The organism is Photobacterium sp. DA100 (assembly GCF_029223585.1).
Taxonomy (GTDB): Bacteria; Pseudomonadota; Gammaproteobacteria; order Enterobacterales; family Vibrionaceae; genus Photobacterium.
The window spans coordinates 513,571-539,296 of the sequence record NZ_CP119423.1; the positions used below are offsets into that span (position 1 = coordinate 513,571).

At 54.7% G+C, this 25,726-nt stretch carries 19 protein-coding genes and 14 tRNA genes; 31 read left to right on the forward strand and 2 right to left on the reverse strand.

Annotated features, from left to right (window positions below; all coding sequences use genetic code 11):
* Window position 1 precedes the first annotated feature (1 nt).
* The 3 genes from PTW35_RS02615 to rpoS are packed head-to-tail and all read left to right on the forward strand — an operon-like array spanning window position 2 to window position 2,660.
* A complete protein-coding gene (locus tag PTW35_RS02615) occupies window positions 2-631 on the forward strand; it encodes a protein-L-isoaspartate(D-aspartate) O-methyltransferase (RefSeq protein WP_281026431.1) in 630 nt (209 codons plus the stop codon).
* 5 nt (window positions 632-636) lie between these two features.
* Entirely contained in the window at window positions 637-1,611 is a 975-nt protein-coding gene (locus PTW35_RS02620) for a peptidoglycan DD-metalloendopeptidase family protein (protein WP_281026432.1), read from the forward strand.
* 56 nt (window positions 1,612-1,667) lie between these two features.
* Complete coding sequence (gene rpoS, locus PTW35_RS02625; RefSeq protein WP_281026433.1) at window positions 1,668-2,660, forward strand: RNA polymerase sigma factor RpoS; 993 nt, start codon at window positions 1,668-1,670, stop codon at window positions 2,658-2,660.
* Between the two features lie 97 nt (window positions 2,661-2,757).
* Here the strand turns inward: rpoS and mutS are convergent, their stop codons facing one another.
* Window positions 2,758-5,328, reverse strand: a complete 2,571-nt coding sequence (gene mutS, locus PTW35_RS02630) for a DNA mismatch repair protein MutS (RefSeq protein WP_281026434.1) — start codon at window positions 5,326-5,328, stop codon at window positions 2,758-2,760.
* A 232-nt stretch (window positions 5,329-5,560) separates the two neighbouring features.
* Here mutS and pncC point away from each other — a divergent pair, with 232 nt between their 5' ends.
* The 28 genes from pncC (at window position 5,561) to luxS (ending at window position 24,373) form a co-directional block, all read left to right on the forward strand.
* Window positions 5,561-6,037: a nicotinamide-nucleotide amidase gene (pncC, locus tag PTW35_RS02635; protein WP_281026435.1), complete on the forward strand. Its 477-nt coding sequence runs from the start codon at window positions 5,561-5,563 to the stop codon at window positions 6,035-6,037.
* 133 nt (window positions 6,038-6,170) lie between these two features.
* Window positions 6,171-7,223, forward strand: a complete 1,053-nt coding sequence (gene recA / locus PTW35_RS02640; RefSeq protein WP_281026436.1) for a recombinase RecA — start codon at window positions 6,171-6,173, stop codon at window positions 7,221-7,223.
* 88 nt (window positions 7,224-7,311) lie between these two features.
* Complete coding sequence (recX, locus tag PTW35_RS02645; protein WP_281026437.1) at window positions 7,312-7,773, forward strand: recombination regulator RecX; 462 nt, start codon at window positions 7,312-7,314, stop codon at window positions 7,771-7,773.
* 278 nt (window positions 7,774-8,051) lie between these two features.
* The gene (gene alaS / locus PTW35_RS02650) at window positions 8,052-10,676 is read left to right on the forward strand and encodes an alanine--tRNA ligase (RefSeq protein WP_281026438.1); all 2,625 of its coding nucleotides are present in this window, start codon (window positions 8,052-8,054) and stop codon (window positions 10,674-10,676) included.
* Between the two features lie 16 nt (window positions 10,677-10,692).
* Window positions 10,693-11,871, forward strand: a complete 1,179-nt coding sequence (locus PTW35_RS02655; protein ID WP_281026439.1) for an aspartate kinase — start codon at window positions 10,693-10,695, stop codon at window positions 11,869-11,871.
* A gap of 85 nt (window positions 11,872-11,956) precedes the next feature.
* Window positions 11,957-12,154, forward strand: a complete 198-nt coding sequence (gene csrA / locus PTW35_RS02660; protein WP_036818084.1) for a carbon storage regulator CsrA — start codon at window positions 11,957-11,959, stop codon at window positions 12,152-12,154.
* Window positions 12,155-12,359: 205 nt separating this feature from the next.
* Window positions 12,360-12,452: transfer RNA gene (locus PTW35_RS02665), tRNA-Ser, on the forward strand.
* A 35-nt stretch (window positions 12,453-12,487) separates the two neighbouring features.
* A tRNA-Arg gene (locus PTW35_RS02670) sits at window positions 12,488-12,564 on the forward strand.
* 52 nt (window positions 12,565-12,616) lie between these two features.
* Window positions 12,617-12,693, forward strand: a tRNA-Arg gene (locus tag PTW35_RS02675).
* 11 nt (window positions 12,694-12,704) lie between these two features.
* A tRNA-Ser gene (locus PTW35_RS02680) sits at window positions 12,705-12,797 on the forward strand.
* A 28-nt stretch (window positions 12,798-12,825) separates the two neighbouring features.
* Window positions 12,826-12,902: transfer RNA gene (locus PTW35_RS02685), tRNA-Arg, on the forward strand.
* Window positions 12,903-12,953: 51 nt separating this feature from the next.
* A tRNA-Arg gene (locus PTW35_RS02690) sits at window positions 12,954-13,030 on the forward strand.
* Between the two features lie 10 nt (window positions 13,031-13,040).
* Window positions 13,041-13,133 (forward strand) — tRNA-Ser (locus tag PTW35_RS02695).
* 38 nt (window positions 13,134-13,171) lie between these two features.
* Window positions 13,172-13,248: transfer RNA gene (locus PTW35_RS02700), tRNA-Arg, on the forward strand.
* Between the two features lie 89 nt (window positions 13,249-13,337).
* Window positions 13,338-13,414, forward strand: a tRNA-Arg gene (locus tag PTW35_RS02705).
* Window positions 13,415-13,454: 40 nt separating this feature from the next.
* Window positions 13,455-13,531 (forward strand) — tRNA-Arg (locus tag PTW35_RS02710).
* Between the two features lie 91 nt (window positions 13,532-13,622).
* Window positions 13,623-13,699: transfer RNA gene (locus PTW35_RS02715), tRNA-Arg, on the forward strand.
* Window positions 13,700-13,737: 38 nt separating this feature from the next.
* Window positions 13,738-13,814 (forward strand) — tRNA-Arg (locus tag PTW35_RS02720).
* A 53-nt stretch (window positions 13,815-13,867) separates the two neighbouring features.
* Window positions 13,868-13,944, forward strand: a tRNA-Arg gene (locus PTW35_RS02725).
* A gap of 39 nt (window positions 13,945-13,983) precedes the next feature.
* Window positions 13,984-14,060: transfer RNA gene (locus PTW35_RS02730), tRNA-Arg, on the forward strand.
* A 520-nt stretch (window positions 14,061-14,580) separates the two neighbouring features.
* Window positions 14,581-14,832 (forward strand): oxaloacetate decarboxylase subunit gamma, encoded by a 252-nt coding sequence (locus PTW35_RS02735; RefSeq protein WP_281026440.1) that lies wholly within the window; start codon window positions 14,581-14,583, stop codon window positions 14,830-14,832.
* Window positions 14,833-14,900: 68 nt separating this feature from the next.
* Window positions 14,901-16,691, forward strand: a complete 1,791-nt coding sequence (gene oadA, locus PTW35_RS02740) for a sodium-extruding oxaloacetate decarboxylase subunit alpha (RefSeq protein WP_281026441.1) — start codon at window positions 14,901-14,903, stop codon at window positions 16,689-16,691.
* Between the two features lie 9 nt (window positions 16,692-16,700).
* Window positions 16,701-17,831: a sodium ion-translocating decarboxylase subunit beta gene (locus PTW35_RS02745; RefSeq protein WP_281026442.1), complete on the forward strand. Its 1,131-nt coding sequence runs from the start codon at window positions 16,701-16,703 to the stop codon at window positions 17,829-17,831.
* Window positions 17,832-17,949: 118 nt separating this feature from the next.
* Complete coding sequence (locus PTW35_RS02750; protein WP_044622540.1) at window positions 17,950-18,381, forward strand: YqaA family protein; 432 nt, start codon at window positions 17,950-17,952, stop codon at window positions 18,379-18,381.
* Window positions 18,382-18,393: 12 nt separating this feature from the next.
* Complete coding sequence (locus PTW35_RS02755; RefSeq protein WP_281026443.1) at window positions 18,394-21,258, forward strand: pitrilysin family protein; 2,865 nt, start codon at window positions 18,394-18,396, stop codon at window positions 21,256-21,258.
* Window positions 21,259-21,420: 162 nt separating this feature from the next.
* Entirely contained in the window at window positions 21,421-22,986 is a 1,566-nt protein-coding gene (gene gshA / locus PTW35_RS02760) for a glutamate--cysteine ligase (protein WP_281026444.1), read from the forward strand.
* Window positions 22,987-23,091: 105 nt separating this feature from the next.
* Window positions 23,092-23,727, forward strand: a complete 636-nt coding sequence (locus PTW35_RS02765; RefSeq protein ID WP_281026445.1) for a hypothetical protein — start codon at window positions 23,092-23,094, stop codon at window positions 23,725-23,727.
* 127 nt (window positions 23,728-23,854) lie between these two features.
* A complete protein-coding gene (luxS, locus tag PTW35_RS02770; protein WP_281026446.1) occupies window positions 23,855-24,373 on the forward strand; it encodes an S-ribosylhomocysteine lyase in 519 nt (172 codons plus the stop codon).
* A 67-nt stretch (window positions 24,374-24,440) separates the two neighbouring features.
* Here luxS and PTW35_RS02775 read toward each other — a convergent pair whose 3' ends face one another.
* Window positions 24,441-25,718, reverse strand: a complete 1,278-nt coding sequence (locus PTW35_RS02775; protein WP_281026447.1) for a CNNM domain-containing protein — start codon at window positions 25,716-25,718, stop codon at window positions 24,441-24,443.
* Window positions 25,719-25,726: the final 8 nt, after the last annotated feature.

A 25,726-nucleotide genomic window follows, 5' to 3' on the forward strand; every position in this document is an offset into this window, starting at 1 on the left:
AATGCGTAACGTGGACGAGCGGACACTTTTGCTGAACTATTTGCGCCGTCAGGGGATTGCAGATGAAAAGGTGCTCCAGGCGATGGCATCTGTCCCGCGAGAACTGTTTATCGATGAGGCCCTGTCACACAAAGCTTATGAAAACAATGCTCTGCCTATTGGCTGCGGGCAGACTATTTCGCAACCCTATATCGTGGCCAAGATGACCGAACTGATGGAGCTGGCTCCCGGTTCAAGGGTGTTGGAAATTGGTACTGGCTCCGGTTACCAAACCGCGGTACTGGCGCACATGGTCAACCATGTTTACTCCGTCGAGCGGATCAAGGCGCTGCAGTGGCAGGCGAAGCGGCGCCTGAAACAGCTTGAGCTGCATAATGTTTCGACCAAGCACAGTGATGGTTGGCGTGGCTGGGCGAGTAAAGGCCCGTTTGATGCCATTATCGTGACGGCGGCGGCGGCTGAGATCCCGGTCGAACTCCTCGCGCAGCTCGCTGACGGAGGCCGACTGGTGATCCCGGTGGGCGAGGTGTCACAGGTATTGAAAGTGATCGTTCGCGAAGGCGAGCGCTTTACTTATCGTGATATTGAGGCGGTACGCTTTGTACCTCTGGTTGCCGGGGAGTTGGCGTAGTAAGAATGGTCAGGGTGTTGTCTTCAGCAAGGGCGTGGAAGCTGGCAGCATTAGTTGCAGGCCTAATGCTGTCTGGCTGTAGCAATCACAGCCCTGCACCGGTAATGAGCCTCGGCAAGGACTATAACAGCCTTGAGCGCGGGAGTTATCGCGGCAGCTATTATGAAGTGCAGCAGGGCGATACCCTGTACTTCATCTCTTACATTACCGGGCGGGATGTCGACGATATTGTTAGAAGTAATAAATTGTCGGCTCCTTATACCATTTTTCCTGGTCAGAAGTTGCAACTGTGGCGGCCGAAATATGTCGCCCCGCAGTACGGGCGTGCAGCTCCGGTTGCAGTTGCCGCTACCCCTGCACCTAAAACATCAACAAAAACAACAAGCTCTAAATCGGCTCAACCAAAGCCAGCGGCCAAGCCGCAGCCTGCACCGCAACCGGCCTCCCAGCAACCGGCCTCCCAGCAACCGGCTCCGGCGGCAGCATCCCAGGCGCAAAACGCGCAAAAAGTCGCCAATAAAAATGTTGATCCGGCTCCCACAAAAGAGTACTCTCAAACAACCAAAAGTAACAAAGTTGTTACAAATAAGCCGCAACCTAGCAACGCTAAAGTGGCTAAATGGGCTTGGCCGTCGAAGGGGCGTGTCATTGCCAAGTTTTCCAATTCGGAGAACGGCAATAAGGGTATCGACATCGCCGGGCAGCGTGGGCAATCTGTCAATGCGTCTGCCAGTGGGGTGGTGGTTTATGCCGGTAATGCGCTTCGGGGATATGGCAACTTGGTCATTATCAAGCATAACGATGATTACCTCAGTGCCTATGCCCACAACGACCAAGTTTATGTCAAGGAGCAGCAACAGGTATCGGTTGGCCAGAAAATTGCTTCGATGGGAAGCTCGGGCACGAATACTGTGAAGCTGCATTTTGAGATCCGTTACAAAGGTAAATCCGTAGATCCAATGCGTTATTTACCGCGATAGACAACATGGCATAGTAAAGTTGTAATGTCTTGCTAACTCGCCATCTGGGAGGCGCTATGAGTGGAAGCAATACTGCTGCAGATATTGAAGACTTTGAATTTGACGAAGAAATGGAAGTTGATTCCGCAACTGTCGAAACCAAAGCCGAAGATGTTAGTGCTAGCGATGATGATGTCGATATGTCGCAATACGGGGCTTCGCAGAAAGCTCTTGATGCGACCCAGCTCTACCTGGGTGAAATTGGTTTTTCCCCCTTGCTTACCGCAGAGGAAGAAGTCCTCTACGCCCGCCGTGCGCTGCGTGGCGACGAAGTCGCCCGCAAGCGGATGATCGAAAGTAACCTCCGACTGGTGGTTAAAATTTCCCGCCGTTACAGTAACCGTGGCCTGGCACTGCTCGACTTGGTCGAAGAAGGTAACCTGGGGTTGATCCGAGCGGTAGAAAAGTTCGATCCGGAGCGCGGCTTCCGTTTTTCAACCTACGCAACCTGGTGGATCCGCCAAACCATCGAACGGGCGATCATGAACCAGACCCGTACCATTCGCCTGCCAATCCACGTCGTCAAAGAGCTCAATGTCTACCTCCGTACCGCCCGCGAACTGGCACAGAAGCTGGATCATGAGCCGACGGCTGAAGACATCGCCCTCAAACTGGATAAGTCAGTCGACGATGTCAACCGGATGCTACGGTTGAATGAGCGTGTGGGCTCGGTGGACAACCCAATCGGCGGTGACTCGGAAAAAGCCCTGCTTGATATCATCCCCGATGAGAAGAGCGGTGGTCCCGAAACATCAACCCAAGATGACGATATCAAAACGTCCATCGTCCATTGGCTGCAAGAGCTCAACCCGAAGCAGCGTGAAGTGCTGGCCCGCCGTTTTGGTTTGCTGGGCTATGAGGCGTCAACCCTGGAAGATGTTGGCCGCGAGATAGGCCTAACTCGGGAAAGGGTACGCCAAATCCAGGTCGAGGGCCTACGCCGTTTGCGTGATATGCTGACCCATCAGGGGCTGAATATTGAGTCGCTGTTCAATCAGGAACAAATGTAATTAGCCGGGGTCTTTTATTCCACACTTTTTTCGGTGATTGCAAAAAGGGATGCCGTTTGGCATCCCTTTTGATTTCTTACTAGTCAGCCCTCTCCACCTACAGAAGTGCTTTCAGGCGATAGAGTTCATCCAGCGCCTGGCGCGGCGTCATTTCATCCGGATTGATGCGAGCCAAGGCTTCTTCGACTTCACTTGGCTCCGGCAGCAGGCTAAGTTGCTGCTCGGCCACCGGCGTTTGGCTGGCTGGGGCTACGGCTTGCTGGTGGCCACTGGCCTCCAGCTGCTGGAGCTTGAACTTGGCGCGCTTGATCACCGACTTCGGGACCCCGGCCAGGCTGGCGACGGCCAGGCCGTAAGACTTGCTGGCAGCACCTTCCTGTACCGCGTGCATGAAGGCGATCTCGTCACCGTGCTCTACCGCGTCAAGGTGGACATTGGCTAGGCCGTCCATCAGCGATGGCAGCTCGGTCAGTTCAAAGTAGTGGGTGGCAAACAGCGTCATGGCCGAAATCTTGTCGGCCAGCCATTCGGCACTGGCCCATGCCAGTGACAGACCGTCATAGGTACTGGTACCACGACCAATTTCATCCATCAATACCAGGCTATTCTGCGTCGCATTATGCAGGATGTTGGCGGTTTCGGTCATCTCCACCATGAAGGTCGAGCGGCCTGACGCCAGGTCATCGGAGGCTCCAATACGGGTAAAAATCCGATCCAGCGGGCCGATTTTGACGGCTTCGGCCGGCACGAAAGAGCCGACATGGGCCAGCAGGGCGATCAGGGCGGTCTGGCGCATGTAGGTCGACTTACCGCCCATGTTCGGGCCGGTGATGATCAGCATGCGGCGATCACGGTGGAGCGAGATCGGGTTGGCGATAAACGGTTCGCTCAGCACCTGCTCGACAACTGGATGGCGGCCGGCGGTGATTTCGATGCCGGTGGTTTCCGTCAGCTCTGGGCGACAGTAGTTCAGGGTATCGGCACGCTCGGCCAAGTTGGCCAGCACATCCAGCTCGGAAATCGCGGCTGCAGCGTTTTGCAATTGCTCCAGGTGTGGCAGCAGCAGATCAAACAGCTCTTCCCACAGTTTCTTCTCCAGCGCCAAGGCTTTCGATTTCGAGTTGAGAACCTTGTCCTCGTGCTCCTTGAGCTCCGGGATGATGTAGCGTTCGGCGTTTTTCAGTGTCTGGCGGCGCACATAGTGGCTTGGCACCAGGTGGCTCTGGCCACGGCTGACCTGGATATAGAAACCGTGGACGTTGTTGAAGCCCACTTTCAGGCTGTCGATGTCATGGCGTTCGCGCTCGTTGGCTTCTAGCTCCTCCAGGAACTTGGTGGCACCGTCGGCCAAGTCCCGCCACTCGTCTAGCTCGGCATTGTAGCCCGGCGCCAGGACGCCACCGTCGCGGATCACCACAGGCGGGTTTTCGATAATGGCATGCTCAAGCAGCTCGCACAGTTCGTCCATCGGCGCGGCAAGGCCGGCCAGCTCACCGATACGGGTTTGGTCGATGTCGCCGAGCATCTCCGCCAGTTCAGGCAGGTGTTGCAGCGCGGTGCGCATGCGGGCGAGATCGCGCGGGCGGGCAGAACGCAAGGCCAAACGGGCAAGGATACGCTCCAAGTCGCCCATGTGGCGCAGTACGCCAGCCAGATCCAAAAACAGCCCGGTGTCTTTGAAGGCAGTAATGGCATCAAGGCGGCCATTGAGCTGCTGGCGGTCGCGGATCGGCTGATGCAGCCAGCGCTTGAGCAAACGGCTACCCATTGGTGTCGCGGTCTGATCGAGCACCGAGGCCAGGGTATTGTCGAAGCCGCCGGCCAGGTTCTGGGTCAATTCGAGGTTGCGGCGGGTGGCGGCATCCAAGATCACTGAATGATCTTTGGTATCGAGTGTAATCGAGCGGATATGCGGCAGGGCCGTGCGCTGGGTGTCCTTGACATATTGCATCAGGCAGCCGGCGGCACACAGGCCGTGTTGTGCCTGTTCGACGCCGAAGCCGACCAGATCGCGGGTCCCGAACTGCATGGTCAGTTGCTGGCGCGCAGTCTCGAGATCGAACTCCCACACCGGGCGGCGGCGGGCGCCTTTCATGCCGTGGAACAGGCCTGGCAGTGCGAAGTCTTCCGGGTACAGCAACTCGGCGGGGCTGGTACGCTGCAGTTCGGCCTGCATCGCTTCTTCGGTCTCGGGCTCGGTCAGCATAAAGCGGCCGGAGGTGATATCCAGCGTGGCGTAGCCGAACTGGTTACCCTCGTGGTAGATCGCCGCAATCAGGTTGTCCTGGCGTTCGCTCAGCAGCGCTTCGTCACTGACGGTACCCGGCGTGATGATCCGCACCACCTTGCGCTCAACCGGGCCCTTGCTGGTGGCAGGATCGCCGACCTGCTCACAGATAGCCACAGAGACGCCCTGCTGAACGAGACGGGCAAGGTAACCCTCTACCGCATGGTATGGCACACCGGCCATCGGAATTGGCTGGCCATTGGATGAGCCGCGTTTGGTAAGCGAGATATCCAGCAGTTGCGAAGCCTGCTTGGCGTCATCAAAAAATAGTTCGTAGAAATCACCCATTCGATAGAACAGCAAGACTTCCGGATTCTCTGCCTTGATCCGCAAATACTGTTGCATCATGGGGGTGTGCTTTTCTATGCCTTTTATTGTCACGTCGTTGCCTGCTACATTGTGGCCGGAGCGCTGGATTACCCTGCATATCCGGAGGGAAGTTACTGGCCGCCTAGGATACGTGATCCGGTCCTGCCGATACAGTACTTTCCTCATGGCAAGAGGGGGACCGGGGAAGAGGCTTGCCCGCGAGGGATAGGCCGAGTAATGTGAAGGGCTGCGGGCGATGCGAATAAGCCGTATTGGCCAAGGTGAATTTATTTAGGGAACGACGATGGCATTAGCACAACAGGTCGGGCTGGCATTGGCTCAGCGCAATTGGGTGGCCGTCACCGCCGAGTCCTGCACCGGTGGCGGGGTATCCTCAGCCATTACCGATATTGCAGGCAGCTCGGCATGGTTTGACCGGGCATTCGTGACTTACAGTAACGAGGCCAAGCAGGAGATGCTTGGTGTTAGGGCGGAAACTTTGGCAGCGTTCGGTGCAGTGAGCGAGCCGGTCGTTGCCGAAATGGCCGCAGGGGCACTGGCTCATTCTCGCGGCGATATTGCGGTGGCAATCAGCGGGATCGCAGGTCCCGGTGGCGGCAGTGAGGAGAAACCCGTTGGCACTGTGTGCTTTGCTTGGGCCGATCAAACGGGTAAATCAAAAGTAGAAACCTGCTTGTTTTTTGGTGATCGCCAAGAGGTGCGCCAGCAAGCCGTTGAAAAAGCGTTATCTGGATTGATAGCTCTGATGGCACAATCCTGAGTTGTCGGTGGCCAAGATCAATTTGGCGAAAAAATTTTCATACAGTGCTAGACACTGTATGAATAGACAGTATACTAGTCATCATTATCAGTACTTAGTTTAAGCATTAATTAAGCATTCCTTGGAGAGTCGAATGGACGACAACAAGCAGAAGGCACTCGCCGCCGCGTTAGGTCAAATTGAAAAGCAATTCGGTAAAGGCTCGATCATGAAGTTGGGCGACAACCGCACTATGGATGTCGAAACCGTGTCTACCGGTTCTCTGTCTCTCGATATCGCCTTGGGTGCTGGTGGTCTGCCTATGGGCCGTATCGTTGAAATCTACGGTCCCGAATCTTCAGGTAAAACCACGCTTACGCTAGAAGTTATCGCGGCTGCTCAGCGTCAGGGCAAAACCTGTGCCTTCATCGATGCAGAGCACGCGCTTGACCCTATCTATGCCCGCAAGCTGGGTGTTGATATCGACCAGCTCTTGGTTTCCCAGCCGGACACCGGTGAGCAGGCGTTGGAAATTGCCGATGCCCTAGCACGCTCTGGCGCGGTAGATATTCTGGTTGTCGATTCCGTTGCAGCTCTGACGCCTAAGGCTGAAATCGAAGGTGAAATGGGTGACTCGCACATGGGTCTGCAGGCGCGTATGTTGTCTCAGGCGATGCGTAAGATCACCGGTAACCTGAAGCAGTCTAACTGTATGTGTATCTTCATTAACCAGATCCGTATGAAGATCGGTGTGATGTTCGGTAACCCAGAGACTACCACCGGTGGTAACGCACTGAAGTTCTACGCGTCTGTTCGCCTTGATATCCGTCGTACTGGCGCGATCAAAGAAGGTGACGAGGTTGTCGGTAACGAAACCCGCATCAAGGTTGTGAAGAACAAGATCGCGGCACCGTTCAAGCAGGCGGAAACCCAGATCCTTTACGGCAAGGGCTTCAACCGCTATGGCGAGCTTATCGACCTTGGCGTGAAGAATAAGCTGGTTGAGAAAGCCGGTGCTTGGTACAGCTACCAGGGCGACAAGATCGGCCAGGGCAAGGCTAATGCCTGTAAGTACATCGAGGAAAACAGCCACATTGCCGAAGAGCTGGAAGCGAAACTGCGTGAACTTCTGCTAGCTCCAGCTGCCCTGGAAGAGGCGGCAGCAGAAGCTCAGACAGAAGAAGATGCAGAAGATCAGGCATTCTAAATCATTGAGCCAGTGAAGCTGGATGACAGAATAGAGAAGCGGGCGCGGTAGCATTACCACGCCCGTTTTTGTTTGGAGCGAGAAGACAATGAGAGCAAAGAAACCAGTACAGAATGCCAAGCAGGCAGCCGTGAGGTATTTGTCGCGCCGCGACCATGCCGAGCAGGAGTTGCAGCAGAAGCTGCTGGCGCGCGGCTATGAGCAGGCTGAGGTTGATGAGGCTGTTGCCCTGTGCCAAGACTACAACTGGCTCGACGATGCCCGCTTTGCCGAGCGGTTGTTGAACAACGGTATTGCCAAGGGCTGGGGGCAGCTGCGGATCCGCCAGGAAATGGCGTTCAAGGGGATACATGAGGAAGTGGTTAGCCAGCTGTTCGAGGGGGATGAATTCGACTGGTTCGAGCATGCCCGTGAAGTCGCTCAGAAAAAGTATGGTGACACTCCGATGGAGACGGATAAGGAAAAAGCCCGTCGGCTACGCTTCATGCAGTCCCGGGGCTTTGACTTCGAACAGGTGAAATATGCTCTCGGTGTCGACGATGAGTACTGAGTTGGCAGCAAACTGTCGTCAATAGCTGAAATCCTGCCTTCAACCCCCAAGATCCCCCCTGCACATCGCCAGCGAGGGACAAATTGCCTTATTTCTGAACATAACATTTCCCGTATTGGCTGCCGTTGTTTTACAATAACCGCCAAAGAATTTATTTTAGTCCCATCACTGCCTGCCCGAATTGTCCTGCCGAGGGCATGGTGGAACTCAGGGCAGGCGATTAAGACAGTTAAATTCGACCATTCAGTTTACATAAAAGCATTATTCAGGATTTGCCAATGTACATGAGCACTGATGAGATTCGCCGTGCGTTTCTTGCGTTTTTTGAGAGTAAAGGCCACCAGGTAGTCGAGAGTTCATCTCTTGTGCCTGCCAACGACCCGACGTTGCTGTTCACCAATGCGGGGATGAACCAGTTTAAAGATACATTCCTAGGTCTGGAAAAGCGCAACTACACTCGAGCAACAACAGCTCAGCGCTGTGTCCGTGCTGGTGGTAAGCACAACGACCTGGAAAATGTTGGTTTTACCGCTCGTCACCACACCTTTTTCGAGATGCTGGGTAACTTCAGCTTCGGCGATTACTTCAAGCAAGACGCGATCAAGTTTGCTTGGGAATTCCTGACCGTGACGCTGAAACTGCCACAGGATCGCCTGCTGGTGACCGTTTACGAGACCGATGACGAAGCGTTCGAGATCTGGAACAAAGAAGTGGGCGTACCGGCTGATCGCATCGTGCGCATCGGCGACAAGAAAGGCGGCAAGCCGTTCGAGTCAGACAACTTCTGGCAAATGGGCGATACCGGCCCTTGTGGCCCTTGCACCGAAATTTTCTACGATCACGGTGAACACATCTGGGGCGGCCGCCCGGGCACGCCCGAAGAAGATGGTGACCGTTTCATCGAGATCTGGAACAACGTATTTATGCAGTTCAACCGTCAGGCAGACGGTACCATGGAGCCGCTACCCAAGCCGTCGGTAGATACCGGTATGGGTATCGAGCGTATCTCTGCGATCATGCAGGGCGTGCACTCCAACTACGAGATCGATATCTTCCAGACCCTGATCAAAGAAGCTGCTGCCGTTATCGGCCACGACGATCTGGGCAACCAGTCACTGCGCGTTGTCGCCGACCACATCCGCTCTTGCGCATTCCTGATCGCAGACGGTGTGATGCCGTCCAACGAAGGCCGCGGTTACGTACTGCGCCGTATCATCCGTCGTGCGGTTCGCCACGGTAACAAGTTGGGTGCCAAGGGTGCCTTCTTCTACAAGTTGGTCGGCCCGTTAGCTGAAATCATGGGGACGGCAGGCGAAGAGCTGAAGAAACAGCAGGAAATGGTCGAGAAAGTACTGAAGATCGAAGAAGACAATTTCGGTCGTACTCTGGACCGCGGTATGGCGCTCCTTGCCGAAGCGCTGGATAACCTTGACGGCAAGGTACTAGACGGCGAAACCGTATTCAAACTGTATGATACCTACGGTTTCCCAGCAGACCTGACCAACGATGTTGCTCGCGAGCGTGGTTTCTCTATCGACGAAGAAGGCTTCAACGATGCGATGGAAGCTCAGCGTCAGCGTGCGCGTGATGCTGGCCAGTTCGGCGTAGATTACAACGACGCGATTAAAGTCGACGCGGATACTGAATTCTGCGGTTACGATGCGACTGAAGGTCAAGCCTCTGTGGTTGCCCTTTACCGTGAAGGCGCAGCCGTTGACGCGATCAATGCCGGTGAAGATGCATTGATCGTATTGGACAACACGCCGTTCTATGCCGAGTCAGGCGGTCAGTGCGGTGACACCGGTACCATGACCGCAGAAGGTGTTCAGTTTGTGGTTGCGGATACCCAGAAGTTCGGCAACGCTATCGGGCATACCGGTAAGCTGGCACAAGGCGCATTGAAAGTGGGCGACAAGCTAACGGCAACTGTTGATGCCGCTCGCCGTTCGGCGACGAGCCTGAACCACTCGGCGACCCACCTGCTGCACGCAGCGCTGCGCAACATGCTTGGTGAGCACGTAACCCAGAAAGGCTCGCTGGTTAAGCCGGAAGGTCTGCGCTTCGACTTCTCTCACCTAGAAGCGGTGAAGCCGGAGGAACTGCGTGAAATCGAGCGTGTGGTGAACGAGCAAATCCGTTTCAACCACGCGATCAACACTGACGTGATGGACATCGAATCTGCCAAAGAAAAAGGTGCGATGGCGCTGTTTGGCGAGAAATATGATGATGAAGTTCGCGTCCTGAGCATGGGTGACTTCTCTGTTGAGCTGTGTGGTGGTATCCATGCATCTAACACTGGTGATATCGGCCTGTTCAAGATTGTATCGGAAGGTGGTATCGCAGCCGGTATCCGCCGCATCGAAGCGGTAACGGGTGAGGCAGCGATTGCTGCATTGCATGCGCAGGAATCATTGCTGGCTGAAACGGCAAGCCTGGTGAAATCTGACGCGGCATCGGTAGCAAACAAAGTTAGCGCACTAGTTGCCCACAGCAAGCAGCTAGAAAAAGAAATTCAGCAGCTGAAAGACAAGCTTGCTGCGCAGGAAAGTGCGGGCCTCATCAACAAGGCGCAGGAAATCAACGGCGTGAAGGTGTTGGTGACCAAGCTGGAAGGTGCGGACAACAAAGCCCTACGCGGTATGGTTGACGAGCTGAAGAACCAGCTAGGCAGCGGTATTGTCGTTCTGGGTAACGTCAGCGGCGACAAGGTTGGCCTGATTGCCGGCGTGACCAAAGATCTGACGGGTAAGGTTAAAGCCGGTGAGCTGGTTAACCTGGTTGCTCAGCAGGTTGGTGGTAAGGGCGGCGGCCGTCCGGACATGGCTCAGGCTGGTGGTACCGATGCAGCGGCACTGCCTGCGGCACTGGAGTCAGTGACTCCTTGGTTGGTTGAAAAACTGTAATAGTTGGAGAGGTGCTGTGGCACTATTGGTGCAGAAATTTGGTGGTACGTCGGTCGGGAGTATCGAACGTATTGAAGCGGTGGCTGAGCGCGTGATCAAAGCGCGCCAGCTTGGCCACCAGGTCGTGGTGGTGGTTTCGGCAATGGCTGGTGAGACCAACCGTTTGCTGGGGCTGGCGAAGCAGATTGATGCCGTGCCGACCCAGCGGGAGTTGGACGTACTGTTGTCGACGGGAGAGCAAGTAACCATTGCTTTGCTGGCTATGGCCCTGAACAAAAAGGGGTATCTGGCAACATCATTGACCGGTGACCAGTTAGGGATCCGCACTGATGCTGTATTTAATAATGCCACCATCACCGCGGTCGAGACCGAGGTGGTAACTGAGCTGCTCGAGCGCGACCATATTGTGGTGGTGGCTGGGTTCCAGGGGCGTGATGGTAGAAACAATATCACCACCTTGGGGCGCGGTGGTTCAGATACCACGGCGGTCGCTATTGCAGGAGCACTGGCGGCGGACGAGTGCCAGATCTTCACTGATGTCGACGGGGTGTATACCACGGATCCCCGCTTGGTCAGCGAAGCGGCGCGTCTCGCGACGATTCACTTCGATGATATGACGGCAATGGCGCGCCATGGCGCAAAAGTGCTACAATTACAGTCGGTTGAATATGCTGAGCAACACCAGGTCCCATTGAGGGTCCTTTCATCGTTCGATGAAGGGGAAGGGACCTTGGTTGATTTCTCGACGGCACCTTCAGAAGGGGCCGCGGGGGTGGCTGTCAAAGGCCAGCAGGCGCTATACCGGGTGGCGCAGCCGCTTGAAAAGGTGGAGCAGCAACTCGGCCTGTTGGGTTTTGATGCTTGGTGTTATGGTGATAGTCAGCAGGCAACCTATATCGTTGCGGCCGATGATGAATTGGCTCGGCTGAATGTTATCTTTGAAAAAACAGAATTGGCCCAACCCTCTGTTGCTACACTGACCCTGGTCGGGGAAGGGGTAGAAGGGGACAGTGCGCAAGTTACTGCCTCGCTGACGGAAAAAGGGGTGGGAGTATATCAACAAAAAAACGCTGCTCGTTGTGTCTCACTATTGATCAATGGGCAAGATTTACAGTTAGCCGTAGAACACATCCACAAAAAATTTGTGGTGGAGCCAGAAAGTCTGGATAATCGACCACTTCTCGCTGTTTCTTGAGCAGTGAACATTTACGTAAATGTAAATATTGTTGGATAATAAACGTTAACTCTTATAAGACTGAGATTACTCAAGGAGCACACGAATGCTAATTTTGACACGTCGCGTAGGTGAAACGCTAATGATCGGTGATGAAGTAACCGTTACTGTTCTTGGTGTTAAAGGTAACCAGGTTCGTATTGGTGTAAATGCACCGAAAGAAGTTTCTGTTCACCGCGAAGAAATTTACATGCGCATTCAAGCGGAAAAAGAAACGGGTTCCCAGGGTTCTGGTAACTACTAATTCGAAGAAGGTCGGCTGTTATGCTGGCCTTTTTTGTAACTGCCTGCCACGCCATACTCTTGAATCTAGAAGAGATACTGGGCATTTACGCACGATAATGTGCCGTGTTGGCTATTAAGTGCGCATCCGCGCAGTGGATGTCGTTTTTTCACAATAAAGTGTTTGACTTATTTTTGGCTGGCAGTAATATGGGCCCCCGCAAGACGGTGAGGTGGCCGAGAGGCTGAAGGCGCTCCCCTGCTAAGGGAGTATACGGTTTATAGCCGTATCGAGGGTTCGAATCCCTCCTTCACCGCCATTTACTTACTTAGAAAGTGAATGTTCTTGCATTGCGCGTCCGTAGCTCAGCTGGATAGAGTACCTGGCTACGAACCAGGCGGTCGGAGGTTCGAATCCTCCCGGACGCGCCATTATTTAAAGGGTATGGCCAATAGGCGGTACTCGTAAAACCGAATTAAGTGTGCGCTCGTAGCTCAGCTGGATAGAGTACCTGGCTACGAACCAGGCGGTCGGAGGTTCGAATCCTCCCGAGCGCGCCATTAATTTGTGTGGTGAGGTGGCCGAGAGGCTGAAGGCGCTCCCCTGCTAAGGGAGTATACGGTTTGTAGCCGTATCGAGGGTTCGAATCCCTCCTTCACCGCCATTTATTCTTTCTTAGGAAAGATGCCTGCGCGTCCGTAGCTCAGCTGGATAGAGTACCTGGCTACGAACCAGGCGGTCGGAGGTTCGAATCCTCCCGGACGCGCCATTATTTAAAACGTATTGCCGTTAGGCGGTACTATAAAACCGAATTAAGTGTGCGCTCGTAGCTCAGCTGGATAGAGTACCTGGCTACGAACCAGGCGGTCGGAGGTTCGAATCCTCCCGAGCGCGCCATAATTTGTGTGGTGAGGTGGCCGAGAGGCTGAAGGCGCTCCCCTGCTAAGGGAGTATACGGTTTGTAGCCGTATCGAGGGTTCGAATCCCTCCTTCACCGCCATTCTTCTCTTCAAGTTCTGCTTGAGAAAGAAAGCCTGCGCGTCCGTAGCTCAGCTGGATAGAGTACCTGGCTACGAACCAGGCGGTCGGAGGTTCGAATCCTCCCGGACGCGCCATTATTCTTAAGTACCAATGGATTGTTACTTACGCCAATGACGGAAACGCATTGGTCGTTAGGTATTTCCTAACCGAAAACAGATTCTGCGCGCTCGTAGCTCAGCTGGATAGAGTACCTGGCTACGAACCAGGCGGTCGGAGGTTCGAATCCTCCCGAGCGCGCCATTCTTATAGTATGCTCTGCAATGCAGAACATATAGCCTGCGCGTCCGTAGCTCAGCTGGATAGAGTACCTGGCTACGAACCAGGCGGTCGGAGGTTCGAATCCTCCCGGACGCGCCATTATTTCTAAGTACCAATGGATTGTTACTTATACCGATGCACCAACAATGCATTGGCTGTTGGGGTTTTCCCAACGACAATCAGATTCTGCGCGCTCGTAGCTCAGCTGGATAGAGTACCTGGCTACGAACCAGGCGGTCGGAGGTTCGAATCCTCCCGAGCGCGCCATTATTAAAGATGCTCTGCACTAGCAGAACATAGCCTGCGCGTCCGTAGCTCAGCTGGATAGAGTACCTGGCTACGAACCAGGCGGTCGGAGGTTCGAATCCTCCCGGACGCGCCATTATTTAAAACGTATTGCCCCGTTAGGCAGTACTATAAAACCGAATTAAGTGTGCGCTCGTAGCTCAGCTGGATAGAGTACCTGGCTACGAACCAGGCGGTCGGAGGTTCGAATCCTCCCGAGCGCGCCATTAATTTAAGATGCTCTGCGCTAGCAGAACATTGCCTGCGCGTCCGTAGCTCAGCTGGATAGAGTACCTGGCTACGAACCAGGCGGTCGGAGGTTCGAATCCTCCCGGACGCGCCATTATTGAAAAGCTCAGCCTCGGCTGGGCTTTTTTTCTATCTGGACGTTTAGTATCGCCCCGATACCTGGCAACGCCAGTATGTCCTGCCTCGCGGTATTTACCTTCCTGGGCTCCAGAGACCGTGAACTCATTGTCCTCGGCCTCCTTCACTTTTTCGCTTTTAATTTGAGCTCACTAACAGATCCCTACCAGCCAGTTGATATAACTTACAAAACAAGGACCCTTTAAATTGAGTGATAACACATTACGCTTACGTAAACGTAAGTATTGTGGGGGTTGATACAGGGTAAGGTGGCAGGAAAGGCCTGCAGAGAGAGGCCCCGCCTCGTGTGGCTAAAACCAAAACTGGAACGGGCTTGTGCCCAGAGTTAAGCGCTTTTTTGTAATTTTACGATCAAACCCCCAGAAAAAGGTTAAATAACCACCATTGGTTGGTCTGTTGTTAATCAGTTTGACATAAATTTACTGAACGTGGTATTTGTTAACCCGCCTATTACAAAATGAATGAAAGGAAGCATTATGGCAGATCTAGGTCCTTTGCTGTGGGAGGCAGCGACGATCATGGTTACCGGAATGATCGTGGTTTTTCTGTTTCTCAGTATTTTGATCTATTTAGTACAACTGTTGGCCAAAATTGCGCCTAAAGAGACATCGAATGCGCCGGCGCCTCGCCAGCCATCACCAGTTGCTGTTAATCACAATGGCGTGCAGCCTGAGGTTGTTGCGGCTATTTCGGCTGCGGTACATCGCTACCGCGAGCAGAAAGCCTAAGCGATAGCGTTGCTGTCGCTGGAACATTGTGATTTTTAGGAAGTATTTTTTACAAGGAGTTTTTGAGCATGTCCAAGCCATTAGCGATCACTGACGTTGTGTTACGTGATGCCCACCAGTCGTTATTTGCTACCCGTCTTCGCATCGAAGATATGTTGCCGATTGCCGAGAAGCTCGATGATGTCGGCTATTGGTCATTGGAGACCTGGGGTGGTGCGACTTTTGATGCCTGTATCCGTTTCTTGGGTGAAGACCCATGGGAGCGCCTGCGCTTGCTTAAGCAAGCAATGCCGAAAACCCCAATGCAGATGCTGCTGCGTGGCCAGAATCTTCTGGGCTACCGTCACTACGCGGATGATGTGGTTGAGAAGTTTGTTGAGCGTGCCCACGCCAACGGGATGGATGTCTTTCGTATTTTCGATGCGATGAACGATGTCCGCAACTTCGAAAAAGCGGTCAAAGCTGCTGTTGATGTCGGTGCCCATGCCCAGGGTACGATCTCCTATACCACCAGTCCGGTGCATAACTTGGATACCTGGACTGACTTGGCAAAACGCCTGGAAGATCTTGGCTGCCACTCTATCTGTATCAAAGACATGTCAGGCCTGCTCAAGCCCTATGAGGCGGAAGAGCTGGTCAAGCGCATCAAGGCCTCCTGTGATGTGCCTCTGGCACTGCACTGCCATGCGACCACTGGCCTGTCGACGGCGACTGCTGTTAAAGCGGTTGAAGCCGGTCTGGATATCCTTGATACCGCCATCTCTTCGATGAGCCAAACCTATGGCCATACGCCAACGGAAACGGTTGTTGCGATGCTTGAAGGCACAGAGCGTGATACCAAGCTCGATTTGCAGCAGCTTGAGCCGATTGCCAGTTACTTCCGTACGGTACGTAAGAAATACGCCAAGTTTGAAGGCAGCCTGAAAGGGGTCGATGCCCGAATCCTGCTCGCCCAGGTACCAGGCGGCATGCTGACCAACATGGAAAGCCAGCTCAAGGAGCAAGGTGCGGCGGATCGTTTTGATGAGGTACTGGAAGAGATCCCGCGCGTGCGTGAAGATCTCGGTTTCATTCCGCTGGTGACGCCTACGTCCCAGATTGTGGGCACCCAGGCGGTATTGAATGTGTTGACCGGTGAACGCTACAAGAGTATCAGCAAGGAAACTGCAGGCGTGCTTAAAGGCGAATACGGCGCGGCGCCAGCGCCGGTTAATGCCGAACTTCAGGCCCGGGTGCTTGAGGGGGCGAAGCCTATTACCTGCCGTCCGGCAGATCTGCTCGAGTCTGAACTCGGTGCGCTGACCGCCGATCTGGTGGCTAAGGCAAAATCAGACAATATCGCCTTGGCGGATGCGCAGGTCGATGACGTGCTGACCTATGCCCTGTTCCCGCAGGTTGGTCTGAACTTCCTGAAAAACCGCAACAATCCCGAAGCGTTTGAGCCTGCTCCGGGCAGTGAGCCCGAAGCTGCCGCACCGGCGGTACAGCCTGCGCCAGCAGCAAGTGCTGCCACGGTTGAAGCGTACAGCGTGAAGGTCAACGGTCAGGTGTTTAACGTTGAAGTCGGTCCGAGCGGTGAGCTGACCTCGGTTGAGCCTGCGGCGGCCAGCGTACCTGCGCCTGTTGCCGCGCCGCAGGCGAGCTGTGCCGAAGCGCTGCCGGCACCGTTGGCGGGGAATATCTTCAAGATCAATGTCCAGCCTGGCCAGCAGGTTTCCGAAGGTGACGTGCTGGTGATCCTCGAAGCGATGAAGATGGAAACCGAAGTCCGTGCTGCCCGCAGCGGGATTGTACAGGATCTCCATGTCAAGGAAGGTGACTCTGTTGCCGTCGGCTCGCCGATCCTGAGTCTGGCATAAGAGGGAACCATGGACGGATTATTAACTCTCTGGAACGAGACCGGTATTGCCAATTTTGAATTGGGCCAGCTGATCATGATGCTGGTCGGTGGTGGCTTGCTGTTTTTGGCGATCCGCAAGGGCTTCGAGCCCCTGTTGCTGCTACCGATGGGCTTCGGTGCGATTCTGGCCAATATTCCCAATGCCGGATTTACCGAGCCCGGCGGCTTGCTGTACTACATCTACTACATCGGGATCGAAACGGGCGTTTTCCCGCTGTTGATCTTCATGGGAGTGGGGGCGATGACGGATTTCGGGGCGCTGATTGCCAACCCGAAAACCCTGTTGCTCGGTGCGGCGGCCCAGTTCGGGATCTTCTTCACCCTGTTCGGCGCGATTTTGCTTAATGCTGTACCGGGCATGGAGTTCACCCTGGCTGATGCTTCATCCATCGCGATCATCGGCGGGGCGGATGGCCCGACGGCAATTTTCCTGGCCAGCCAGCTATCGCCTGATTTGCTCGGCGCAATTGCGGTCGCGGCCTATAGCTATATGGCATTGGTACCGATTATCCAGCCGCCGATCATGAAGGCGCTGACCACCCCGGAAGAGCGTCAGATCAAGATGCAGCAGCTGCGTGAAGTGAGTAAGGGTGAGAAAATTATTTTCCCGCTGGTCGTGTTGCTGATGACTATCTTGTTCCTGCCTGCCGCAACGCCACTGGTGGGGATGTTCTGCCTCGGTAATCTGATGCGCGAATCCGGGGTGGTGGATCGCCTGTCAAATACGGTACAGAACGAGCTGATCAACATAGTGACGATCATGCTGGGCCTCGGGGTTGGCTCTAAGCTGGCAGCCGAGCAGTTCCTGCGCTTCGAAACCTTGGGGATCTTGGTGCTGGGGGCGGTGGCATTCAGTGTCGGAACCGGTGGCGGTGTATTAATGGCGAAGATGCTCAACCGCTTCAGTAAGGAAGATATCAACCCGTTGATCGGTGCCGCCGGGGTCTCGGCAGTACCGATGGCGGCACGGGTGGTCAACAAGGTCGGTTTGGAAGCCAACCCGCAGAACTTCCTGTTGATGCATGCCATGGGGCCGAACGTGGCGGGGGTACTCGGTTCAGCCGTTGCTGCCGGTATCCTGCTGGCATTGGTGGGTTAATCTGCCTGGCAGCAAAGAATCGCAACAATTTAAAACGGGCATCCTTTGGGATAGCCCGTTTTTTTTGCCTCTGGATCGGGTATGGTACGGCAAACATATCAATCAACTAGAACGATCAATGCTAGAGTTATTTAATGGCGAATCTGCCTTGTGGATATTATTCACCACCGGTTTTTTGAGTGCGACCCTGCTGCCGGGCGGCTCCGAGGCCAACCTGATTGCCACGCTGAAGCTCGGTGATAATGCGGTGTGGCTGGTGGTTGCCGTGGCGACTATCGGCAACACCCTGGGCGGAATGACCAACTATTGGTTGGGAAGGTTGCTGCCAGATAAAACTTCTAAAGAAAAACATGGTCATAAAGCATTACTATGGCTAAAAAAATACGGCTACTGGTCGTTGTTGTTCAGCTGGTTACCGGTGATCGGTGATCCGCTGTGTTTGGCCGCAGGCTGGCTGCGGATGCGCCATTGGCTCAGCTTCTTCATCATCATGGTGGGAAAAGCGGCGCGCTATACCGTACTGGCCTTGCTGGTTCAAGGTTTACTATAAGGAAGGCATTGAGTGCAAAAGTGGATAGTGGGGATCGCGCTGATCTCTCTGGCAGGCTGTAGCCAACTACAGTCGCAACAGGCCGGGGCGCCCGAGTTGCCGCAAGGGGTGACATTCATTGAACAGATCAAGGCCGGGCAGTCTTCAGATACGCCGGTGATCCCGTATTCTAAATACCAACTTGCCAATGGGCTGACCGTGGTGCTCCATGAGGATAAGTCTGATCCTCTGGTGCATGTTGATATGACTTACCATGTTGGCTCTGCCCGTGAGGAGCTCGGCAAGTCGGGTTTTGCTCATTTTTTCGAGCACATGATGTTCCAGGGCTCCGAGCATGTCGGCGATCAGGAGCACTTCAAGCTGATCACCGAAGCGGGCGGCACACTGAACGGGACGACCAACCGGGATCGGACCAACTACTTCCAAACCGTACCGGCCAACCAGCTTGAGAAGGTCTTGTGGTTGGAAGCGGACCGTATGGGGTTTTTGCTCGGGGCGGTTTCGCAGCGCAAGTTTGAAATCCAGCGCTCCACGGTGAAAAATGAGCGCGCGCAGCGCTACGAGAACCGGCCTTACGGCTTGGTCTACGAACGGATGGGCGAGGCCCTGTATCCGCGCACCCACCCGTATTCATGGCAGACCATTGGCTATGTGGAAGATCTCGACCGTGTTGATGTGAACGATCTCAAGGCATTCTTCCTGCGCTGGTATGGCCCGAACAATGCCACCCTGACCATTGGCGGCGATATCGATGTCGAGCAGACACTCGAGTGGGTCAACAAATACTATGGTTCTATCCCTCGCGGGCCTGAAGTCGAGAAGCCGGCCAAGCAACCGGTGACGGTTGACAATGATTTATATCTGACATTGGAAGACAAGATCCAGCAGCCGATGTTGCTGATGGCGTGGCCAACGTCCTACAACGGTGCGGATGATGAAGCTTCGCTCGATATGTTGGCAAGAGTGATCGGCGGTGGCAAGAATAGCCTGATGTACCAGAATCTGGTGAAGACCGGCAAGGTGGTCGATGCGGGTGCTTTCCATGATTGCGCCGAGCTGGCCTGTACTATGTATGTTTATGCGATTGGCCAGAGTGGTAAGCAGGGCGATTTGAAGAAGCTGCGCTCGGAAGTGACCGATATCCTTGATGGCCTTGAAGAGCGAGGGGTATCCACCACCGAGCTTGAAGAGCTGAAAGGTATGGTGGAAGCCAATGCGATCTTCGGCTTGCAGAGCGTCAGCGGCAAAGTATCGCAGTTGGCTGCCTATGAGACCTTCTTTGATGATCCTGGTTACCTAGGCACCGAACTTGGTAACCTGCGAGCGGTGACCACCGCGAGCATGGAACAAGCATATATGCGCTACCTTAATGGTCATCCGAGTGTGACCTTGAGTGTGGTGCCTCGAGGGCGCACCAGCATTGAGGCGGCGAAACCGAACTTCACACCGCCGCCACGTATTATTCCGGAGTACACCAAAGTCTCCGAGGAAAAACTGCAGCAGCAGATGCGCGTGCCGGTTGATGATTTTGACCGCTCGGTGATGCCGCAGCCGTCATCGCCGGTCGAGGCGGTGATGCCAGACCTGTACCAGTTCGAGTTGGCCAACGGCATCAAGGTGCTGGGCACCGAGTACCGCGAGACGCCAACGGTTGAAATCCAGATGGTTGTCCCGGCAGGCCGCCGCTTCGAGCCGGAAGGCAAAGCGGGCTTGGCGAAGCTGACCGCCAGCATGATGGCGGAGGCCTCGGAGGCGTCGACGGTGGAAGAGCTCTCCTCCCGCCTGGATCGCCTCGGCAGTACGGTAAGCTTCTCGGCCGGTAAATATGGCACTGTGGTATCGGTAACGTCACTGACCAAGTACCTGCCTGAGACACTTGATATTCTGAAGGAGCGTTTGTTCCAGCCGGCATTTGATCCGGCGGACTTTGCCCGAGTGAAGCAGCAGGCCCTAGAAGGGATCATCTACGAGCATCAGCGCCCGGCATGGCTGGCGGGGCAGGCTACCCGCGAAGTGTTGTTTGGCGGGACGACGTTCAGTTTGCCTCCGGAAGGTACCAAGGCCTCGCTGGAGTCAATCACACTGGAAGATGTCAAAGCCTTCTACCGCCGTTACTACACCCCGAATGGGGCAGATATCGTGGTGGTCGGTGACATCGACAAGACGCAGCTGAGCTCATCGCTGGGTTTCCTCGCCGATTGGCAGGGGATGCCTGAGCCGAGCTATGTAACCCCGGCGTTGCCTAGCCTGCCGAAGCAGACGGTGTGGCTGGTGGACAAGCCGGGAGCACCGCAGACGGTGATTCGCTTGGCTCGCCAGGGGTTGCCGTATGATGCGACCGGCGAGTTGTACGAAACCCAGTTGGCCAACTTCAACCTGGCTGGCAATTTCAATAGCCGAATTAACCTCAACCTGCGTGAAGACAAAGGGTATACCTACGGGGCGGGGGGGTACCAGAGTGGCGGCAAGGAAGTCGGGTTGTCGGTCTACTATGCCCAGGTCCGGGCTGATGCGACCCTTCCGTCGCTCAAAGAGTTCCTGGCCGAGCTTGAGAAAATGTCGAGTGAAGGGGTTACGGATGAAGAGCTAAACTTCATGCGCCTGGCGGTGGGGCAGAAAGATGCCTTGAACTACGAAACGCCAAGTAAGAAGGCCCAGCTGCTAGGCCAGATCCTGACCTATTCGCTGCCGGAAAACTTTGTCGAGACCCGTAACGATATCGTGGCATCGATTACCAAGGCGCGGATCGATGAGTTGGCGGCCAAGTGGTTCGATCCGGCCGACTACCAGATCATCGTGGTCGGAGACGCGGCGAGTTTGAAACCTCAGCTAGAAACTCTCGACCTGCCTGTCAGGGCGCTCTCGCCCAAGATGTAACCCGATCGAAGCCGGCCCTGTGCCGGCTTTATTTTTAAGAGCGTGGCGGTATCCGTGATTGTTACTCGTTGGTAAAAGAGTTTCGATGCGATAATCATGGTAATCAGTATCAATTATGATTAATCTACCGGACTGAGTTGTTGAAGATTGAGAATCACAGTAATGGATTTTTCACAAAGGCTGCAAAAAGTTGCGGCTAATCCTGATGCCCTGACCCAACTGGGGCGAGGTCTTGAGCGTGAAGCCCTGCGTATTACCCCGAACGGAAAGCTGTCCGGCGAGCCTCACCCGGCGGCGCTGGGTTCGGCGTTGACCAACAAATGGGTGACGACAGATTTTGCCGAGCCATTGCTGGAATTTATTACCCCGGTTTCTCAGGATGTGGAGCATCTGCTGTCTCAGCTCGGCGATATCCATCAATTTACCTACAGTAAATTGGGTGACGAGAAGCTCTGGCCGATGTCGATGCCTTGCGTGGTTGGAGATCAAGATGAGATCGCGCTGGCCCAGTACGGCAGTTCAAACAGTGGCCGGATGAAAACCCTCTACCGCGAGGGCCTCAAGCGTCGCTACGGCAGCATCATGCAGGTTATCTCCGGGGTGCACTTTAACTTTTCTTTCCCTGATAGCTTCTGGGATGCCTTGTTCGGCGAGCAATCCGAGCTAGTCCGCCAAGATGCCGTTTCCGATGCCTATTTCGGGCTGATCCGCAACTACTACCGCTTCGGTTGGTTGATCCCTTACCTATTCGGAGCATCGCCGGCGCTGTGTGGATCTTTCTTGGAAAATACCGGGTCTAAGCTCGACTTTGAAAAGATCGGCCGCGGGACCTATTTCTTGCCAAATGCGACCGCATTGCGCCTGAGTGATTTGGGCTATACCAACCATGAGCAAAGCTCATTGAAAATTGGCTTCAACGGCCTGGAGCAGTACCTTGATGGCCTGAGAAAGGCGATCCGTACCCCGTCGGCCGAGTTTGCCAAGATTGGGGTGAAAGTCGACGGTGAATACCGTCAGTTGAATGACAACGTGCTGCAGATCGAAAATGAGCTGTATGCGCCAATTAGGCCTAAGCGTGTTGCCCAAAATGGCGAGAAACCATCTGAGGCCTTGAGCCGTGGCGGCGTGGAATATATTGAGGTTCGTTCGCTCGATGTGAACCCGTTCAGCCCGATTGGGATCACGGCTGATCAGGTTCGCTTCCTGGATATGTTCCTGACTTGGGCTGTGCTATCTCCGTCGGCACCGATGGATGATGCTGAGCTGGAGTGCTGGCGTGATAACTGGAACCGGGTGGTTTTGGATGGCCGTAACCCAGAGCTGATGCTAAAGATCGGCTGTAACGGCGAGCGCCTGTCGGTTCAGGATTGGGGGACCCGAGTGTTTGCCGAACTGGCCGAGGTAGCAGAGGCAATGGATGCTGCAGCGGGCAATAGGGCTTATCAAGAGACATTGGCACGTCTGCAGAAGTGGATTGAACAGCCGGCGTTTACCCTGTCGGCACAGTTGCTCGATGCCATCCGTGAGCACGAAGGGATTGGTTCGGTGGGTGAGAGCTTGGCGGCCGGCCATGCAGAAGATCTGAACCGCCGTCAGTATCAGTTCTATTCCGCAGAGGTGTTTGAGCAGGAAGCGGCAGCTTCGGTTGAGCGTCAGCAGCAAATTGAAAACAGTGACGAGCTGTCTTTTGATGCTTTTCTTGATGCCTATTTTGCTGATATAAAATAAAAAAAGAGGGCAGCGACCATGCTGCCCGATAATTATTTCGCAGGGATGATAGCAGCGCATGGCTGCTTATCATAAATTCAGACCACAAGGATGGCGTGAAGTTCCATGTTTGCCCAAACTCAGGCTGCTAAATCGATAATATCGCGCTTGGCACTGCTGTTCTGCGCTGCAGTATTGCTTTCCGGCTGTGCCACTCCTCCCCCTAAAGATCAATCCAACCTGTGCAATATCTTCCGTGAGTACCCGCGATGGTATGAGGCGGCTCGGGATATGGAAGCCGAGTGGGGTACGCCGATGCAGGTTGCCATGGCGTTCGTGAAACAGGAAAGTAGTTTCCGCCATGACGCCAGACCACCGAAGAACTACGTGCTTGGTTTTATTCCCTGGGGACGGGTCAGCAGTGCGTATGGTTATGCGCAGGCACAGGATCCGGCTTGGTCCGACTACCAGAAGGCCACCCGAAATGGCGGCTCTCGCACCAACTTTGCTGATTCGCTGATGTTTATCGGTTGGTATACCCATGAAACCCAGCGTCAGCTGGGGATCTCAAAGTGGGATGCCTACAATCAGTATCTGGCTTATCACGATGGACGGGGTGGGTACCGCCGTGGAACTTATAAGTCCAAGCCTACGCTGCTGAGGGTCTCCCGCCGGGTTGAACAGCAAGCCAAAGACTATGGCTGGCAGCTCAAGCAGTGTCGCCAGGAACTGGAAGATAACCGCAGCTGGTGGCCGTTCTAATCTAACGGCGGGCCACCGGCGATTGCCAAACCCACTTGCTGGGTAGCCGCGGTGTGATATAACTTTTAATATGAATCGACCACCGGGCTTTTGCCGGTCCGGTGCCAGGCCAAGGAGTAAGGAAGCAATGCCTCTATTAGACAGTTTCACCGTTGACCATACCCGAATGCATGCGCCAGCCGTGCGGGTGGCCAAGACCATGCAGACCCCGAAAGGAGACACCATCACGGTGTTCGATCTGCGTTTTTGCCGCCCGAATGCCGATATCCTGAGCGAGCGTGGGATCCACACCCTTGAGCACCTGTATGCCGGCTTCATGCGTGATCACCTCAACTCCGAGCTGGTGGAGATCATCGATATTTCCCCGATGGGATGCCGGACCGGCTTCTACATGAGCCTGATCGGTACGCCTTCCGAGCAGTCGGTTGCCGATAGCTGGGCGGCAGCGATGGAAGATGTGCTGAAGGTGGAGTCGCAGGATAAGATCCCGGAACTTAACGAGTACCAGTGCGGCACCTACAGCATGCACTCGCTTGAGGAAGCACAGGCGATTGCTCGCCATATCCTCGAGCAGGGTATTGCGGTGAACAAGAATGACGAGCTGGCTCTGCCCGCGTCGATGCTGCAAGAGCTCAAAGTAAAGTAAGCCTGTCTGGCAGCAATTGAATGAAAAAGCCGGCGATTGCCGGCTTTGTTGTGTCTGGGGGAGAGCGTTATCCCGTTTTCTTGAGCTGATTGGGCAGCACCCGAACCTGCTTGATCATATTGTCGGAGACCTCGATGATTTCCATCTGGTAGCCTGCCAGCTCGATACTCAGCTGGCTGTCGGGGATATCTTCCAGGTGCTCCAGGATCAAGCCGTTGAGGGTGCGCGGGCCATCGGTCGGAAGCCCCCAGTTGAGGCTCTTGTTCAGATCCCGGATATTGGCACTGCCTTCGATCATCAGGCTGCCGTCCGGCTGCGGGGTGATCTCTTCGGCCAAGGTCGGGCTGATTGAGGTGGTAAACTCACCGACAATTTCTTCCAGGATATCTTCCAGGGTGATCAGGCCCTGGATATCACCGTACTCGTCGACGATCAGGCCGATACGCTCCTTGTTGCGCTGGAATTTCAGCAATTGGATATTGAGCGGGGTCCCCTCGGGAATAAAGTACACTTCATCGGCGGCACGCAGCAGGTTTTCCTTGCTGAAATCGTTCTTGTCCATCATCAGGCGGTAGGCTTCGCGTACCCGTAGCATGCCGACGACTTCATCGATGGTATCGCGGTAGAGCACAATCCGGCCATGGGCCGAATGGCTGAGCTGGCGGACTATCGACTTCCAGTCATCGTTGACATTGATGGCGGCGATTTCGTTGCGCGGTATCATCAAGTCTTCCACCGTGACATTTTCCAGGTCGAGGATCGACAGTAACATGTCTTGGTGGCGGCGCGGGATCAGCCCTCCGGCCTCGTTAACCACGGTCCGCAGCTCGTCCGAGTTGAGCTTGCCGTCATGGGTTTTGTCGACCTTAAGGCCGAGCAGCAGTAGGAAGCCGTTGGTGATACCGTTGACAAACCACACCAGCGGATAGAGCAGTTTCATCAGCAGCTGCAGCACGATGCTGCTGGCAAAGGAGATCCGCTCAGGATAAAGCGTGGCCAAGGTTTTCGGGGTGACTTCGGCAAAGACCAGTACGACCAGGGTCAGTGCACCGGTGGCAATCGCGACCCCCATATCACCGTAGAGTCGCATGCCGAGAATCGTCGCGATGGCTGAGGCGAGAATGTTAACCAGGTTATTACCGATCAGGATCAGGCCAATTAACCTGTCGGGGCGCGAAAGCAGCTTTTCGACCCGCTTGGCCCCTCGGTGTCCCTGGTTGGCCAGATGCCTCAGCTTGTAGCGATTGAGAGACATCATTCCGGTTTCAGAACCGGAAAAATATCCGGAAATAACAAGAAGTAATATCAGGAGAGAGAATAAAATCCCCGTGGATATATCGTCCAAAAACCTAT

Excerpts from the sequence above, each read along its gene's own strand:
- PTW35_RS02615 (WP_281026431.1), top strand. The coding sequence starts at position 2 with ATGCGTAACGTGGACGAGCGGACACTTTTGCTGAACTATTTGCGCCGT.
- PTW35_RS02620 (WP_281026432.1), top strand. The coding sequence starts at position 637 with ATGGTCAGGGTGTTGTCTTCAGCAAGGGCGTGGAAGCTGGCAGCATTA.
- rpoS (WP_281026433.1), top strand. The coding sequence starts at position 1,668 with ATGAGTGGAAGCAATACTGCTGCAGATATTGAAGACTTTGAATTTGAC.
- pncC (WP_281026435.1), top strand. The coding sequence starts at position 5,561 with ATGGCATTAGCACAACAGGTCGGGCTGGCATTGGCTCAGCGCAATTGG.
- recA (WP_281026436.1), top strand. The coding sequence starts at position 6,171 with ATGGACGACAACAAGCAGAAGGCACTCGCCGCCGCGTTAGGTCAAATT.
- recX (WP_281026437.1), top strand. The coding sequence starts at position 7,312 with ATGAGAGCAAAGAAACCAGTACAGAATGCCAAGCAGGCAGCCGTGAGG.
- alaS (WP_281026438.1), top strand. The coding sequence starts at position 8,052 with ATGTACATGAGCACTGATGAGATTCGCCGTGCGTTTCTTGCGTTTTTT.
- csrA (WP_036818084.1), top strand. The coding sequence starts at position 11,957 with ATGCTAATTTTGACACGTCGCGTAGGTGAAACGCTAATGATCGGTGAT.
- PTW35_RS02735 (WP_281026440.1), top strand. The coding sequence starts at position 14,581 with ATGGCAGATCTAGGTCCTTTGCTGTGGGAGGCAGCGACGATCATGGTT.
- oadA (WP_281026441.1), top strand. The coding sequence starts at position 14,901 with ATGTCCAAGCCATTAGCGATCACTGACGTTGTGTTACGTGATGCCCAC.
- PTW35_RS02745 (WP_281026442.1), top strand. The coding sequence starts at position 16,701 with ATGGACGGATTATTAACTCTCTGGAACGAGACCGGTATTGCCAATTTT.
- PTW35_RS02750 (WP_044622540.1), top strand. The coding sequence starts at position 17,950 with ATGCTAGAGTTATTTAATGGCGAATCTGCCTTGTGGATATTATTCACC.
- gshA (WP_281026444.1), top strand. The coding sequence starts at position 21,421 with ATGGATTTTTCACAAAGGCTGCAAAAAGTTGCGGCTAATCCTGATGCC.
- PTW35_RS02765 (WP_281026445.1), top strand. The coding sequence starts at position 23,092 with ATGTTTGCCCAAACTCAGGCTGCTAAATCGATAATATCGCGCTTGGCA.
- luxS (WP_281026446.1), top strand. The coding sequence starts at position 23,855 with ATGCCTCTATTAGACAGTTTCACCGTTGACCATACCCGAATGCATGCG.